Below are 14,046 nucleotides of genomic sequence, written 5' to 3' on the forward strand. Positions count from 1 at the left end.
GCTCAGCCGAACAGCTCGGCCGGGTGGCCGAGGCGCCAGGCGAAGCCCGGGTCCTCGATCGACCCGTCGGCGACGAGGGGAAGCTCGTACGAGGTGCCGTTGACGTCGACGGTCGCGGTCCCCACGCGCTCGCCGTCGGCGACGGTCTCGAGCGGATCGAGGGCGACCGTGGTCGACGTCGAGACCGCACCCCACACCAGCACGGACCGCGCCTCCGCGGTCTCGGCCGTCGCCGTCTCCCCCCAGGCGCTCGTGAGGGTGCCGTAGTCCTGGCCCTCGACGGTCAGCGGGACGGTCCGGAAGCCTGCCTCGACGGTCGGGACGAGGGTCAGCACGTCCGCGGCGAGCTGCGGGTGCGTGCGCGCGCCCACCACCACGCCGACGAGGGTGACCGGCCGGCCCTCGACGGTCGCGTCGAGCGAGAACAGCAGGCACGAGCCCGCCTCGTCGGTCGTCCCCGTCTTGATACCGTCCACTCCCGAGCGGCCGAGGAGCGAGTTGGTGTTGTCGACCTCGCCGACCCCCGGGATGACCGCGGTCGGCGTCGCGACGATCGGAGCGAGCACCGGGTCCGCGATCAGCAGCTCGCCCAGGCGCACCATCTCGGCCGTCGTGCTGACCGTCGCCGGCGAGAGCCCGCTGGTGTCGGCGAGGGAGGTCCGCTCGAGCCCCTGCCCGTCGAGCCAGCCGCGCGCCGCGGCGAGGAAGGCGTCCTCCGAGCCGTACGCCCAGATCGCGAGGGACTTCGCGTAGTTGTTCGCGGACGGGAGCATCATGGCGGTCAGCGCCTCCCGCTCGGTCAGCTGCAGACCCGCGGTGACCGGAGCGTTCGAGCCGTTCTCGGCCAGGGTGTCGTTGTAGTACTGCACGTCCGCGCTCGTGAAGGTGATGGTCTCCCCGTCCGTCCCCTCTGCGATCGGCTTCGCCGCGAGGACGACGAGAGCGGTGACGACCTTGGCGATGCTCCCCGTCGGCACGGTTCCGGTGGAGCCGTAGCGGGCGAGCAGCCCGTCCTCCTCCGTCCCGTCGATGCCCACGGCCGCCACGGCGCCGGAGCCGTAGGCCGGCCAGGCCGGAGCGGGCGCGTCGACGGTGCTCGAGACGGGGTCCACCGCGACGGCGCTCGCCGTCGGCAGCTCCGCGGTCGCCGCGTTGGTCGCGTAGGCACCGCCTCCACCGACCAGCACGGTCGCGGCGACGAGACCGGCGACGACTGCCCCGCGCCGTCGACGCGGTCGCGGCTCCGGCGCGGCGGGCTCCCCGAACAGGTCGAGGGCGTCGTCGGATCGGGTCGGGGAGGTCACCCCGTCATCGTACGGGCGGGCCTCTCCCCCGTCCCGGACGCCGCCCCGTCGTCGGACGCGGCGGGTGACGCGCGGCACCGACCCCGATCCAGCGGCGGGAGCGTCAGCAGCAGGTCACCGCGGGGCCGCCGAGCGCCGGAGCCGGGCGGTCAACGCCCGCGGGTCAGCGCCCACAGTGCGACGGCGCTCGCCGAGGCCACGTTGAGCGAGTCGACGCCGTGCAGCATCGGGATGGTGACGACGGTGTCCGATGCGTCCAGCGCCGCGCGGCTGAGGCCGTCCCCCTCGGCGCCCAGGACGATCGCGACGCGCTCGGGGCGAGCCGCCGCGTACTCGTCGAGCGGCACCGCGTCCGGAGCGAGCGCCAGCGCGGCGACCGAGAACCCGGCCTCCTCCAGAGCGCGGCGAGCCGGTGCCCACTCAGGGGTGCGCGTCCACGGCACCTGCAGGACCGTGCCCATGCTCACCCGGACGCTGCGACGGTACAGGGGGTCCGCGCAGCGCGGCGTCACGAGGACCGCGTCCGCGCCCATGCCGGCCGCGGCGCGGAAGACGGCGCCGACGTTGGTGTGGTCGACCAGGTCCTCCAGGATCACGACGAGGCGCGCGCCCTCCAGCAGCTCGGCCATCGGCCGCAGCGGCGGACGGTGCATCGAGGCGAGCGCTCCGCGGTGGAGGTGGAACCCGGTCAGCTCCTCGATCAGCGGATCCGGCGCCACGAAGACCGGCACCTCGGAATGACGCTCGAGCACCCCGGCCGCGTCCGGCAGCCGCTTCTCCTGCACCAGGACCGAGCGGGGACGGTGCCCGGCGTCGAGCGCCCGCTCGATCACCTTGGCCGACTCGGCGATGTACAGACCGCCCTCCGGCTCCAGCACCCGCCGCAGCGCCACGTCGGTGAGGCGGTGGTAGTCGGCGAGGAGCGGGTGGTCGAGGTCGGTGATGTGCACGATCGGCATCCCGGCAATCTAGGGCACGGCGCGGACTAAACTCGTCCAGGGGCCGCTCGAACGGCCCTCGAAGGAGGCGCGGATGGAGTCGAGTCCGACACCGGTCGCCGAGGGCCCCGAGGCGCTCGCGGTCGAGCAGGCCGTCGAACTCCTCAGCGGGCGCCGCATCGCCGCCGTCACCGGCGCGGGCATGAGCACCGACTCGGGCATCCCCGACTACCGCGGAGCCGGGGCACCGGTGCGCAGCCCGATGACCTACTCCCAGTTCGTCGCCGATCCCGACTACCGCCGCCGGTACTGGGCCGGCAGCCAGCTCGGCTGGCGCCGCTTCACCAGCACGCGCCCCAACGACGGCCACCGGGCCCTGGCCCGGCTCGAGGAGCGCGGCCTGCTCACGGGCGTCGTCACGCAGAACGTCGACGGCCTGCACGTCCGAGCCGGTTCGCGCCGCGTGGTGGATCTGCACGGCTCGGCGGACCGTGTGCGCTGCATGACCTGCGGCCAGTACTTCGCCCGCGACGCGGTGGCCGAGCGGATCGAGGCGCTCAACCCCTGGCTCGACGACCCCGACGTCTCCTCCCTCAACCCCGACGGCGACGCCGAGGTCCACGACGTCTCGGCGATGACCGTCCCCGAGTGCACGGTCTGCGGCGGGATCCTGAAGCCGGACATCGTCTTCTTCGGCGAGTTCATCCCGACCGAGCGGTTCGAGGAGGCGCGCGCCATCGTCGCGGGCGCCGACGCCCTGCTCGTCGCCGGCTCGTCGCTCGTGGTCAACTCCGGCATCCGCTTCCTCGAGATCGCCCGACGCGCCCGGATGCCGATCGTGATCGTCAACCGCGGCACCACCAAGGGCGACTCGCGGGCAAGCATCAAGATCGACGGAGGCACCAGCGAGGTGCTCCGCGAGCTCGCCGAGCGCCTGCCCGCGCGCCGCACCGCCGCCCTCTGAGCTCCCGCCCGCTCCGCACCCGACCTCCCGAGAGGCCCCTGTGACCCAGCTCACCCTCGTCCGCCACGGCCAGACCGACTGGAACGCCACCCGGCGCATCCAGGGCAGGAGCGACATCCCGCTCAACGCGACCGGGCGCGCCCAGGCGCGGGCGGCGGCGCGGCTGCTCGCCGACCGGCGCTTCGACGCGGTGGTCGCCAGTCCGCTGCAGCGCGCCTTCGACACCGGAGCGATCATCGCGCGCGGTCTCGGACTCGACGAGCCGCTGGCGGTGCCGGGCCTGGCCGAGCGCGCCTACGGCGAGGCGGAGGGGATGACCGGTCCCGAGCTCGCCGAGCGCTTCCCCGGAGGCATCGAGCGCGCGCCGATCCCCGGCTGCGAGACCCGCGCCGAAGTCGTCGAGCGGGCGACCGCCGCGCTGCTCGAGGTGGCCGAGCGCTTCCCTGACGCGTCCGTCGTCGTCGCCACGCACGGTGCGGTCATCGGCAGCCTGATCCGCGCGCTCAGCAGCGAGGACCTCCCCGTGCACGGCGTCTCGGTCGGCAACGGCTCCCGGCACGACTTCGCGATCGTCGACGGGGCACTGCGCATCGTCGGCGTCGACGACTCCGGCGACGTGGTCGTGGCGGACGTCGACCTCGACGACGTGCTCAGCCCGGCCCCGGGAGCCTGACGGCCCGCCTCCCGGAGGCGGTCCGATCGCCGGACCGCGTCAGCGCCGGCCGAGGTCCTGCAGGAGCCCGAAGAGCACCCGGGCGGAGTCGCGCCAGGAGAAGGCCGCGGCCCGCTCCCTCGCCCGGGCCGAGTGCGTCCGCCACACGGCGCCGTCCTCGAGCGACCGCACGCCGTCCGCGATGCCCTTCGCGCTCGACGGGTCGACGTACACGGCGGCGTCCTGGGCGATCTCGCGGAAGATCGGGATGTCGCTCACCACGACCGGCGTCCCGAGCGCCATCGCCTCGACCAGCGGGATCCCGAAGCCCTCGTCCCTGCTCGCCGTCACGAGAGCGGTCGCCCGCGCGAGCACCGCACGGTACTCCGCGTCCGGCGCCCCCTGGTGGAACACCAGCTTCGCGGTCGGCGCCAGGGCCCGGAGCGTCTCGACGGTCTCGTCGGTCGCCCGACTCATCAGGTGCAGCTCGTAGTCGGGCAGCAGCCGCATCGCGCGCGCGAGCGTCTCGACGTTCTTGTAGGGCATGAACGAGCCCATGTAGACGAGCGAGCGCGCGGCCGACCGGTCGGGCAGCGATCCCGCCAGAGCGGCGCTCGCCTCGTCGGGCTCGGTCGCCGCGTTCGGGACGACGACCACCGGCCGGGTGGTGAGGCGGTGGGAGCGGATCAGGTCGCGGGTCGTCTCCGAAACGGTGACGACCGCGTCGGCGCGCTGGAGGAGCCTCCGCTGCGGCCACCAGGCGAGGTGGTAGAGCCGCCAGAGCGCGCGCACGGGAGCGGCCAAGTCGCGCGGCGGAGTGCGGTGGCGGTAGTAGATGAGGTCGTGCACGGTCAGGACGAGCCGGTAGCGGCGGCCGAGCGAGCCCATGGTCTGCATCGGCGAGAAGACCACGTCGGGCCGCAGCCGGTTCACCAGCAGCGCGACGAACGGCTCGAACGGGCTGGTCGGCCCGGTCACGCGCTCCCACGGGAGCGACGGGAGCATCGCGAGCTGGCGGCGGTCGCTGATCAGCATGGTCACGTCGTGCAGCTTCGCGAGCTCGCGGACGAGCTCCGCGGTGTAGCGGCTGATCCCGTCGTGCCGCTCGAGCCGGGTGTACCGGCAGTCGACGACGATCCTCATCGGTCGATCCCCTCCTCGAGGGCCGTCCGCAGCACGGCGGCGGCCTCGTCCGGCGTCTCGTAGTGGATCAGGTGGCCGACTCCGTCGATGACGTGCAGGCGGGCGTGCGGCAGCCTCTCGAGCAGGCGGTACTGCGCCGGGAGCGGAGTGATGTCGTCCTGCGCCGCGGCGATCAGCTGGGTCGGCACGCCGATCCGGGAGGCGTACTCGCCGACGTCGTGCGAGACGGAGGCGCGGAACGCCTCGAGGACCGTGTCGCGGGAGGCGAAGGCGCTGAAGTAGCGGTCGTGCTGGTCGTGCACGAAGCGTCGCAGCGCCGGCTCCTTCGTCTTCACCATCGCCAGGCTCATCACCCGCACGATCAACGGGTCGCTGAGCAGGCGGCGTCCGAGGGGCCCCGGCAGGAGCGCGCCGAGCCGGTAGTAGAGGACGGCGAGCCTGGTCAGGACGCCGCGGGGACCCTGCAGGGCGGGCGCGCCGATCGGGTTGACCAGCACCAGGAGCGGAGCGGGCAGCCCGTCCGCGACGGCCGCGGCCGCGACGATCGAGCCGAAGGAGTGGCCGAGGACGGCCGCCTCTCCGCGGAGCCCCAGCGCGTCGAGGAAGGAGCCGAGCCAGGAGGCGTAGCCGTCCACGTCGTGCGGCAGGCGCGTCATGGGGGTCGAGGCGCCGAAGCCGGGCAGGTCGGGAGCGACGACCCGCACGTCCGCTCCCCCGGCGAGCAGACGGGCGACGACGGGCTCGAGGCCGTGGTGCTCGCCGCGGAACCCGTGCACCAGCACGAGGACGCTCGAGGCGTCCGGAGCGCCGTAGGTCCAGTAGGCGGTGCGGGATCCGGCGACGTCCACCGCGGCCTCGCGGACGGGGACACGGCCGAGATCGGAGGCGTAGGGGGAGGGAGTGGTCATCGCGTTCCTTATCGTAGGGAAAGCCCGTCGAAGATCTGGCCGCAACGCCTTGCGTGGCCTCGATCCGAGCCGGGAGCATGATCACGCGCTCGCAACACGGCGCACCGCCCACCCGTCTCGCGAGACGGTCATCCGCTCAGGCAGCAGCAGAAGGAGCACCGTGAGCTTCACGTCGCCGATCCAACTCCCCGGACTCGCCCTCGACCCCCAGTGGTACCGCCGGGCGGTGTTCTACGAGGTGATGATCCGGTCGTACTACGACTCCAACGGCGACGGCGCCGGCGACATCAACGGGCTCGCCTCCAAGCTCGACTACCTGCAGTGGCTCGGCATCGACGCCCTCTGGCTCCCGCCGTTCTACATGTCGCCTCTGCGCGACGGCGGCTACGACGTCTCCGACTTCAAGGCGATCCTCCCCGAGTTCGGCACGATGGAGGACTTCCGCGACCTCGTGCGGAAGGCCCACGAGCGCAACATGCGCATCGTGATGGACTTCCCGCTCAACCACACCAGCGACCAGCACGAGTGGTTCCAGCAGTCCCGGTCCGACCCCGAGGGCCCCTACGGCGACTTCTACGTCTGGAACGACACCGACGACAAGTGGCCGGACATCCGCATCATCTTCGTCGACACGGAGGACTCGAACTGGGCCTTCGACGCCGAGCGCCGCCAGTTCTACTTCCACCGCTTCTTCTCGCATCAGCCGGACCTCAACTTCGAGAACCCCGCCGTGCACGAGGCGATCCACGACGTGGTCAAGTTCTGGCTCGACCTCGGCGTCGACGGCATCCGGCTCGACGCGATCCCCTACCTCTACGAGTCCGACGAGGGCAACGGAGAGGGCGAGCCGCCCACCCACGAGTTCATCAAGAACCTCCGCACCATGGTCGACCGCGACTACCCCGGCCGCATCCTGATCGCCGAGGCGAACCAGTGGCCGCGGGAGGTCGCCGCGTTCTTCGGCACGGAGGAGGAGCCCGAGTGCCACATGGCGTTCGACTTCCCGGTCATGCCGCGCATCTTCTACTCCCTCCGCGCGCAGACGGCGAACGAGCTGAAGAAGGTGCTCTCCGAGACGTTCGACATCCCCAGCGGCGCCGCCTGGGGCGTGTTCCTCCGCAACCACGACGAGCTCACGCTCGAGATGGTGTCCGAGGAGTACCGCCAGGCCATGTACGGCTGGTACGCCTACGACCCGCGGATGCGCTCGAACATCGGCATCCGCCGCAGGCTCGCGCCGCTGCTGGACAACTCGCGTGCCGAGCTCGAGCTGATCAACGCCCTGCTCTTCTCCCTCGCCGGCAGCCCGTTCCTGTACTACGGCGACGAGATCGGCATGGGCGACAACATCTGGCTCAACGACCGCGACGCGTCGCGCACGCCGATGCAGTGGACGCCCGACCGCAACGCCGGCTTCTCGGCCGCCGACCCCGGCAAGCTCGTGCAGCCGATCGTCCAGTCGCTCGTCTACCACTACAACCAGGTCAACGTGGAGGCGCAGCTGGCGCAGTCCCGCTCCCTGCTGCACTGGATGCGGAACGTCCTGCACGTGCGCCGCGGCCACCCGGCGTTCGGCCTGGGGTCGATGCGCGTCCTCGAGACGGACCACGAGTCGGTGCTCGCCTTCGTGCGGGACTACGCCGGCTCGGGCTCCGAGATGGGCGACCAGCCCGAGGAGGTGCTCTGCGTCTTCAGCTTCAACCACAACCCGGTCTCGGTCACGATCACGGACCCGGAGAACCCCGGATCGACGCTCAGCGACCTGTTCGGCGGCGGCCGCTTCCCCGGATTCTCGGACGACGGCACGCTGACGATGACACTCGGCACGCAGGGCTTCTTCTGGCTCCACGTCGCCAAGGCGCACGAGGCCCGCTGACCCGGCAGCACGCCGAGGGGCCTCCGGCCGATGTCGGAGGCCCCCTTTAGGCTGTCGGCGTGAGCACCACCGGAACGACCGAGACGCAGACCGAGCCGATGCTGTTCGACGACGCCGAGCAGGAGCTCGTCCCCTCCGAAGGGGCGCGGTGGTTCGACCTGCTGGCCGTGTTCGACCTCGAGACCACCGGCATCGACGTCCGCACGAGCCGCATCGTCACCGCGCACGTCGGCGTGATCGACGCGGCGGGCGAGCCGATCGAGGGCACGACCTGGCTCGCCGATCCCGGGGTCGAGATCCCGGCCGGCGCCTCCGCCGTCCACGGGATCAGCACCGAACACGCCCGCGCGCACGGCCGCCCCGCCGGCGAGGTCGTGGCCGAGATCTCCGAGGCGCTGCGCTCGCTCCTCGCCCGCGGCATCCCGGTCGTCGTCTACAACGCCCCCTACGACCTCTCACTTCTCGCCCACGAGGCGCGCCGCTGGGGCGTGCCCGTGCTGCTCGACCCGAGCCCCGTCGTCGATCCGCTCGTGATCGACAAGGCGGTGGACCGCTACCGCAAGGGCAAGCGCACCCTGACCCTCGCCGCCGAGCACTACGGCGTCGCCCTCACCGAGGCGCACGACGCGGGCGCGGACGCGATCGCGGCGGGTCGGGTCGCCCAGGCGCTGGGCCGCGCCTTCGCCGACGAGCTCGGAGTCGGCGCGGAGGCCCTGCACGCGCTCCAGGTCGACTGGTGCCGCACCCAGGCCGAGTCCTTCCAGGAGTACATGCGCCGCGTCCGCGACGAGTCCTTCGTCGCCGACGGGGGCTGGCCGGTCCGCCACTGACCCCTCAGGTCAGCGTGCGCCCCTCGCGCAGGAGCGCCACGTACTCCGCGATCCGCCGCTCCCGCGTCGCCGCCCGCTTCAGCTGCGAGAGGCGGAAGAGGAACGCGAAGCGCCTCTGCCCGCCGACGGTCGCGAAGAAGGCCAGCGCCTGCGGATCCGCGTCGAGCGCCCGCTGGAAGTCGTCCGGCACCTCCGCATCGCGCTGCCGGTAGGCCGCGTCCCAGCGCCCGTCGGCACGTGCCCGCTCGACCTCGGCCAGCCCGCCCGGCAGCATCCGACCCTCCGCCAGCAGCCGTGCGACATGATCGCGGTTGACCTTGGACCACGGGCTCGCGCGACGCCGCGGGGTGAAGGCCTGGAGCTTGAACTGCTCGTCGAAGGCTCCCGCCTGACCGTCGATCCAGCCGTGGCAGAGCGCGATGTCGAGCGCCTCGGCGTAGGTGATCCCCGGATCGACGGCGGCCTTCTTCCGCAGCTTCAGCCGGACTCCGTCCGGGTCGGGCTCGCCGCGGAGGTAGGCGTCCCACTCTTCAGGAGTCGTGAACGGCAGGATCGGCTTGTCGGCGAAGGACACCATGCCGGGACGCTACCGCGCCGGCTCCCCGACGGCCACGGCCCGCCCGTCGGCGCAAGCCCTCGCTCCGCGGACCGCGGCGCTGTGGGATCGGGTGAGCACGTGTTCCCCCTCCCCCCCCCTCTCGCAAGGAGAAGTCATGCCCACCATCCGCACGGTCACCGTCCTCGGCAGCGGAGTGCTCGGCTCCCAGATCGCCTTCCAGTCGTCCTTCCACGGCTTCGCCGTCACCGTCTACGACCTCTCCGACGACGTCCTCGAGTCGGCGCGCGAGCGGCTCCGCGGTCTTGCGGGCGTCTACGAGTCGGTGCCCGGCGGCGTCGCCGGCGGACCGCAGGAGGCGCTCGACTCCCTCCGCCTCACCTCCGACCTCGCGGAGGCTGTCGCCGACGCCGACCTCGTGATCGAGGCCGCCCCCGAGGACCTGGGCCTGAAGCAGGAGCTGTACGGCCGCCTGGGTGCGCTCGCTCCCGAGCGCACGGTCTTCGCGACCAACTCGTCCACGCTGCTCCCCAGCGACCTGAAGGCCTCGACCGGCCGACCCGACCGGTTCCTCGCGCTGCACTACGCCAACCACGTCTGGGCGCAGAACACGGCCGAGATCATGGGAACGGCGGACACGGACCCCGCCGTGGTCGACGCCGTCGTGGAGTTCGTCGTCTCCAGCGGCCTCGAGCCCATCAGGCTGCAGAAGGAGAAGGCCGGCTACGTCCTGAACTCGCTGCTGGTGCCGCTCCTCAACGCCGCGTCGGGTCTGCTCATGGGCGGCTACGCTGACCACGAGACCATCGACAAGACCTGGAGGATCGGCACCGGCGCCCCTCTCGGACCCTTCCAGATCTTCGACGTCGTCGGTCTGCGGACCGCCTACAACATCGCCGCCGCGGCCCCGGACGAGGCCTCCCAGGCGTTCGCCGCCCACCTGAAGACGGAGTACGTCGATCGCGGCCGCCTCGGAACGGCCACCGGAGAGGGCTTCTACCGCTACTGAGGACCGCCCCGCGGGAACGACGAAGGGCCCCCGACCGTGAGGTCGAGGGCCCTTCGAGGAGTGCTACTTGCCGAAGTTCTTGTAGCGGCTGTTGAACTTCTCGACGCGGCCGGCCGAGTCCATGATGCGCTGCTTGCCCGTGTAGAACGGGTGCGAGGCGGAGGAGATCTCGACGTCGATGACGGGGTAGGTCACGCCGTCGAGCTCGATCGTCTTGCTGCTCTTCGCGGTCGAGCGGGTGAGGAAGGTCTCACCGGACGCGAGGTCGCGGAAGACGATCGCGGAGTACTCGGGGTGGATGTCGGTCTTCATGGTCGTGTCCTGTCGTCGATGGTCCTGAACCGCACCTGTCGTCGACGGGAACGGGTGGATGAGGGCGGGCGCACCGCGAACGGGCCCGAACCAGCTACCGAGAATACCAGACCGGCAGCGCGCGCAGAAGTCGCGCCGCGCCCGGACCCCGGAGCCGGGGTCAGCCGCGGGCGCGGGCCGAGAAGCGCCCGTTCTCGCGGGTGAGAGCGATGTCGAGCCCGAAGGTCTCGGCGAGCGTCGCCTCGGTCAGGGACTCGGCCAGCGGGCCCGCCGCCACCACCGCTCCGTCGCGGAGGAGCAGGGCGTGGGTGAAGCCGTCGGGGATCTCCTCGACGTGGTGGGTCACCATCACGATCGCGGGCGACGCCGGGTCCTTAGCGAAGCCGCCCAGCAGCTGGACGAGCTCCTCGCGGGCGCCGAGGTCGAGGCTCGCGGCCGGCTCGTCGAGCAGGAGCAGCTCGGGGTCGGTCATGATCGCGCGGGCGATCTGGACGCGCTTCTGCTCGCCGTCCGAGAGCGTCCCGAAGGTGCGCTCGGCGAGGTGCTCGAGCTTCCACTCGGACAGCACGCGGCGGGCGCGGCGCTCGTCGATCGCGTCGTAGCCCTCGTTCCAGCGGCCGGTGACGGCGTAGGCGGCGGTCATCACGACGTCGAGCACGCTCTCACCCGCCGGGAGGCGGCGCGCCATCGCGGTCGAGGCGTAGCCGATGCGCGGGCGCAGCTCGAACACGTCGACCCGGCCGAGGGTCTCCTCGAGCAGGTGCGCGGCACCGGTCGAGGGGTAGTTCTGCGCGGCGGCGATCTGCAGGATCGAGGTCTTGCCCGCCCCGTTGGGGCCGAGGATCACCCAGCGCTCGTCCTCGGCCACGTCCCACGACACGTGGTCGAGGATCCGCTTGCCGTTCCGGACGAAGGACACATCGACGAACGAGACAACGCTGGGCATGGGAGCCATTCTAAAGGAGGCGGCCGGGAGGCTCAGACGAGCGAGTCGTAGATCGCCCGGGTGTCCCGCGCGATCTGCGTCCAGCTGAAGTGGCTCTGCGCGCGCTCGCGGCCCGCGGCGCCCATCCGCTTCGCCGTCTCCGGGTCGGCGACGACCTCGGCGAGGACGGCGGCCAGGTCGGCGACGTAGCGCTCCGGGTCCACGGGGGTACCGGTGCCGTCGGTGACCTGCTCGATCGGGACGAGACGGCCGGTCACGCCGTCGTCGACGACCTCCGGGATGCCGCCGGTCGCCGTCCCGACGACCGCCGCACCGCAGGCCATCGCCTCGAGGTTGACGATGCCGAGGGGCTCGTAGATCGAGGGGCAGACGAACGTGGTCGCGTTCGTCAGGACCGCGGAGAGCTGGTGGCGCGGCAGGTGCCGGTCGATCCAGACGACGCCGGTGCGCTCCTCCTGGAGGCTGCGGACGAGGGAGGTGACCTCGGCCATGATCTCGGGGGTGTCGGGGGCGCCCGCGCAGAGCACGAGCTGCACCTCGGGAGGCAGGGTCGCCGCGGCGCGGAGCAGGTAGGGCAGGCCCTTCTGCCGGGTGATGCGGCCGACGAAGACCACGGAGGGGCGCGAGGGGTCGATGCCCAGCTCGGCGAGGACGGCCTCGTCCTCGACCGGGTGCCAGGCGTCGAGGTCGATGCCGTTGTAGACCACGTGGACCTTCGCCGGGTCCAGGGCCGGGTAGGAGCGGAGGATGTCCTCGCGCATGCCGCCGGACACCGCGATCACGGCGTCGGCGTTCTCGTACGCCTCCCGCTCGATCCAGCTCGAGACGCGGTAGCCGCCGCCGAGCTGCTCGGCCTTCCACGGACGCAGCGGCTCGAGGCTGTGCGCCGAGACCACGTGCGGGATGCCGTGCAGGAGCTGGGCGAGACGCCCCGCGGCGTTGGCGTACCAGGTGTGGGAGTGGACCAGGTCGGCCCCCGCCGCGTCCTGCGCGATCTGCAGGTCGACCCCGAGGGTCTGCAGCGCGCCGTTCGCCTCGGCGAGCTCCGCGGGGACGGAGTACGCGAACGTGCCCTCCTCCTCGCGCGGCGCGCCGAAGCAGCGCACCACGACCTCCAGGTCGCTGCGCAGCGCCTTGGTGAGCTCGGCCACGTGGACACCGGCTCCCCCGTACACCTCGGGCGGGTATTCCTTGGTCAGCAGATCGACTCGCACCCCCGAACCGTAGTACAGGGCGCTCCCCCGGCGACAGCCGGGGTCCACGGGGAAGCCCGAGCCCCTACTGTGGTGCCATGCAGTCAAAGAAGATCTTCGGCATCGTCCTCGCCGGCGGCGAGGGAAAGCGCCTCATGCCCCTCACGGCGGACCGGGCCAAGCCCGCGGTGCCGTTCGGCGGGCAGTACCGGCTGATCGACTTCGCGCTGTCCAACCTGATCAACTCCGGTCTCACCCAGATCGTCGTGCTGACGCAGTACAAGTCGCACTCGCTCGACCGCCACGTCTCGCAGACCTGGCGCCTCTCCGGGCTCCTGAACTCCTACGTCGCCTCGGTCCCCGCGCAGCAGCGCCTGGGCAAGCGCTGGTTCAGCGGCTCGGCCGACGCGATCCTGCAGAGCCTCAACCTGATCCGCGACGAGAAGCCCGACATCGTCGTCGTGGTCGGCGCCGACCACGTCTACCGCATGGACTTCTCGCAGATGATCGACGCGCACATCACTTCCGGTGCGAAGGCGACCGTCGCGGCCATCCGCCAGCCGATCGAGCTCGCGGACCAGTTCGGCGTCATCCAGCTCGCCGGTGACGAGGCGGGCGACGGCATCGTCCCGACGATGATCTCCGAGTTCCTCGAGAAGCCCAAGGACGCCGTCGGCCTGGCCGACTCCCCGCACGAGGTCCTCGCCTCCATGGGCAACTACGTCTTCGACGCGGACGCCCTGATCGACGCGGTCATCCGCGACGGCGAGTCCTCCACGTCGGACCACGACATGGGCGGCGACATCATCCCCGACTTCGTCGCGCGCGGCGAGGCCGGCGTCTACGACCTCAAGCTCAACGACGTCCCCGGCTCGACCGACCGCGACCGCTACTACTGGCGGGACGTCGGCACCATCGACTCCTTCTTCGAGGCCCACCAGGACCTCATCTCGGCGCTGCCGGTCTTCAACCTCTACAACCAGCAGTGGCCGATCTTCTCGTCGCAGCTGAACTCCCCTCCGGCCAAGATCGTCCGCGACGGCAAGGGCAACATGGGATCGACGGTCGACTCGGTCGTCTCGCTCGGAACCGTGATCTCGGGCGCGCACATCGAGCGCAGCGTCGTCGGGCCCTGGACGGTCATCGAGTCGAACGCGACGGTCACCGACTCGGTGGTCTTCGACAAGGTCCGCATCGGCCCTGACGCGCTGGTCGTCCGCGCTATCCTCGACAAGGACGTCGTCGTCGAGCCCGGTGCTCGAGTCGGCGTGGACCACGACCGCGATCGCGAGCGCGGGTTCACCGTCACCGAGTCGGGCATCACCGTCGTCGGCAAGGGCGTCGTCGTCCACCCGTAGCACCCCCGCGGGTCGAGCTCTGCGCCCCGGCGCGCCCACCCGACCGATCGGACCGGC

The 14,046-nt window shown here is 71.8% G+C and carries 14 protein-coding genes; 6 read left to right on the forward strand and 8 right to left on the reverse strand.

Translation table 11 applies throughout. The features are described from left to right. Positions 1 to 2 precede the first annotated feature (2 nt). Positions 3 to 1,304 carry a D-alanyl-D-alanine carboxypeptidase family protein gene (locus C5B98_RS04860; RefSeq protein ID WP_181065458.1) on the reverse strand — a complete coding sequence of 434 codons (1,302 nt, stop codon included), beginning with the start codon at positions 1,302 to 1,304 and terminating at the stop codon, positions 3 to 5. A 149-nt stretch (positions 1,305 to 1,453) separates the two neighbouring features. Beyond that, a complete protein-coding gene (locus C5B98_RS04865) occupies positions 1,454 to 2,263 on the reverse strand; it encodes an RNA methyltransferase (RefSeq protein WP_104225277.1) in 810 nt (269 codons plus the stop codon). 73 nt (positions 2,264 to 2,336) lie between these two features. On the opposite strand from C5B98_RS04865, the gene C5B98_RS04870 reads away from it, so the two are divergent. Continuing rightward, positions 2,337 to 3,206, forward strand: a complete 870-nt coding sequence (locus C5B98_RS04870) for a Sir2 family NAD-dependent protein deacetylase (RefSeq protein ID WP_104221978.1) — start codon at positions 2,337 to 2,339, stop codon at positions 3,204 to 3,206. Positions 3,207 to 3,246: 40 nt separating this feature from the next. Next, positions 3,247 to 3,879, forward strand: a complete 633-nt coding sequence (locus C5B98_RS04875) for a histidine phosphatase family protein (RefSeq protein WP_104221976.1) — start codon at positions 3,247 to 3,249, stop codon at positions 3,877 to 3,879. Between the two features lie 39 nt (positions 3,880 to 3,918). On the opposite strand, the gene C5B98_RS04880 is transcribed toward C5B98_RS04875, so the two are convergent. Both C5B98_RS04880 and C5B98_RS04885 read right to left on the reverse strand, forming a co-directional pair. After that, positions 3,919 to 5,001: a glycosyltransferase family 1 protein gene (locus C5B98_RS04880; RefSeq protein ID WP_104221974.1), complete on the reverse strand. Its 1,083-nt coding sequence runs from the start codon at positions 4,999 to 5,001 to the stop codon at positions 3,919 to 3,921. Continuing rightward, positions 4,998 to 5,909 (reverse strand): alpha/beta fold hydrolase, encoded by a 912-nt coding sequence (locus C5B98_RS04885; RefSeq protein WP_104221972.1) that lies wholly within the window; start codon positions 5,907 to 5,909, stop codon positions 4,998 to 5,000. Before C5B98_RS04885 ends, C5B98_RS04880 begins: the two co-directional genes overlap by 4 nt. 160 nt (positions 5,910 to 6,069) lie before the next feature. On the opposite strand from C5B98_RS04885, the gene treS reads away from it, so the two are divergent. After that, complete coding sequence (gene treS / locus C5B98_RS04890; RefSeq protein WP_104221970.1) at positions 6,070 to 7,785, forward strand: maltose alpha-D-glucosyltransferase; 1,716 nt, start codon at positions 6,070 to 6,072, stop codon at positions 7,783 to 7,785. A gap of 98 nt (positions 7,786 to 7,883) precedes the next feature. After that, positions 7,884 to 8,615, forward strand: a complete 732-nt coding sequence (locus tag C5B98_RS04895) for a 3'-5' exonuclease (RefSeq protein ID WP_104222136.1) — start codon at positions 7,884 to 7,886, stop codon at positions 8,613 to 8,615. A gap of 4 nt (positions 8,616 to 8,619) precedes the next feature. Here C5B98_RS04895 and C5B98_RS04900 read toward each other — a convergent pair whose 3' ends face one another. Continuing rightward, positions 8,620 to 9,192, reverse strand: coding sequence for a YdeI family protein (locus C5B98_RS04900; protein ID WP_104221968.1), 573 nt, complete (start codon positions 9,190 to 9,192; stop codon positions 8,620 to 8,622). Positions 9,193 to 9,328: 136 nt separating this feature from the next. Between C5B98_RS04900 and C5B98_RS04905 the strand changes: the two genes are divergently transcribed. Continuing rightward, complete coding sequence (locus C5B98_RS04905) at positions 9,329 to 10,180, forward strand: 3-hydroxyacyl-CoA dehydrogenase (protein ID WP_104221966.1); 852 nt, start codon at positions 9,329 to 9,331, stop codon at positions 10,178 to 10,180. Between the two features lie 63 nt (positions 10,181 to 10,243). On the opposite strand, the gene C5B98_RS04910 is transcribed toward C5B98_RS04905, so the two are convergent. From C5B98_RS04910 to glgA, 3 genes are all read right to left on the reverse strand, one after another. Continuing rightward, positions 10,244 to 10,492 (reverse strand): type B 50S ribosomal protein L31, encoded by a 249-nt coding sequence (locus C5B98_RS04910; RefSeq protein WP_068253003.1) that lies wholly within the window; start codon positions 10,490 to 10,492, stop codon positions 10,244 to 10,246. Between the two features lie 160 nt (positions 10,493 to 10,652). After that, positions 10,653 to 11,438, reverse strand: coding sequence for an ABC transporter ATP-binding protein (locus tag C5B98_RS04915; protein WP_104221964.1), 786 nt, complete (start codon positions 11,436 to 11,438; stop codon positions 10,653 to 10,655). Positions 11,439 to 11,470: 32 nt separating this feature from the next. Further along, positions 11,471 to 12,652, reverse strand: coding sequence for a glycogen synthase (glgA, locus tag C5B98_RS04920; protein ID WP_104221962.1), 1,182 nt, complete (start codon positions 12,650 to 12,652; stop codon positions 11,471 to 11,473). Positions 12,653 to 12,729: 77 nt separating this feature from the next. Here glgA and C5B98_RS04925 point away from each other — a divergent pair, with 77 nt between their 5' ends. Beyond that, positions 12,730 to 13,989, forward strand: coding sequence for a glucose-1-phosphate adenylyltransferase (locus tag C5B98_RS04925; RefSeq protein ID WP_104221960.1), 1,260 nt, complete (start codon positions 12,730 to 12,732; stop codon positions 13,987 to 13,989). The last annotated feature ends 57 nt before the right edge of the window (positions 13,990 to 14,046 follow it).

It is taken from the genome of Rathayibacter sp. AY1A5 (genome assembly GCF_002930875.1).
Classification (GTDB): domain Bacteria; phylum Actinomycetota; class Actinomycetes; order Actinomycetales; family Microbacteriaceae; genus Rathayibacter.

Excerpts from the sequence above, each read along its gene's own strand:
- C5B98_RS04865 (WP_104225277.1), bottom strand. The coding sequence starts at position 2,263 with ATGCCGATCGTGCACATCACCGACCTCGACCACCCGCTCCTCGCCGAC.
- C5B98_RS04870 (WP_104221978.1), top strand. The coding sequence starts at position 2,337 with ATGGAGTCGAGTCCGACACCGGTCGCCGAGGGCCCCGAGGCGCTCGCG.
- C5B98_RS04880 (WP_104221974.1), bottom strand. The coding sequence starts at position 5,001 with ATGAGGATCGTCGTCGACTGCCGGTACACCCGGCTCGAGCGGCACGAC.
- C5B98_RS04885 (WP_104221972.1), bottom strand. The coding sequence starts at position 5,909 with ATGACCACTCCCTCCCCCTACGCCTCCGATCTCGGCCGTGTCCCCGTC.
- C5B98_RS04895 (WP_104222136.1), top strand. The coding sequence starts at position 7,884 with ATGCTGTTCGACGACGCCGAGCAGGAGCTCGTCCCCTCCGAAGGGGCG.
- C5B98_RS04900 (WP_104221968.1), bottom strand. The coding sequence starts at position 9,192 with ATGGTGTCCTTCGCCGACAAGCCGATCCTGCCGTTCACGACTCCTGAA.
- C5B98_RS04905 (WP_104221966.1), top strand. The coding sequence starts at position 9,329 with ATGCCCACCATCCGCACGGTCACCGTCCTCGGCAGCGGAGTGCTCGGC.
- C5B98_RS04910 (WP_068253003.1), bottom strand. The coding sequence starts at position 10,492 with ATGAAGACCGACATCCACCCCGAGTACTCCGCGATCGTCTTCCGCGAC.
- C5B98_RS04915 (WP_104221964.1), bottom strand. The coding sequence starts at position 11,438 with ATGCCCAGCGTTGTCTCGTTCGTCGATGTGTCCTTCGTCCGGAACGGC.
- C5B98_RS04925 (WP_104221960.1), top strand. The coding sequence starts at position 12,730 with ATGCAGTCAAAGAAGATCTTCGGCATCGTCCTCGCCGGCGGCGAGGGA.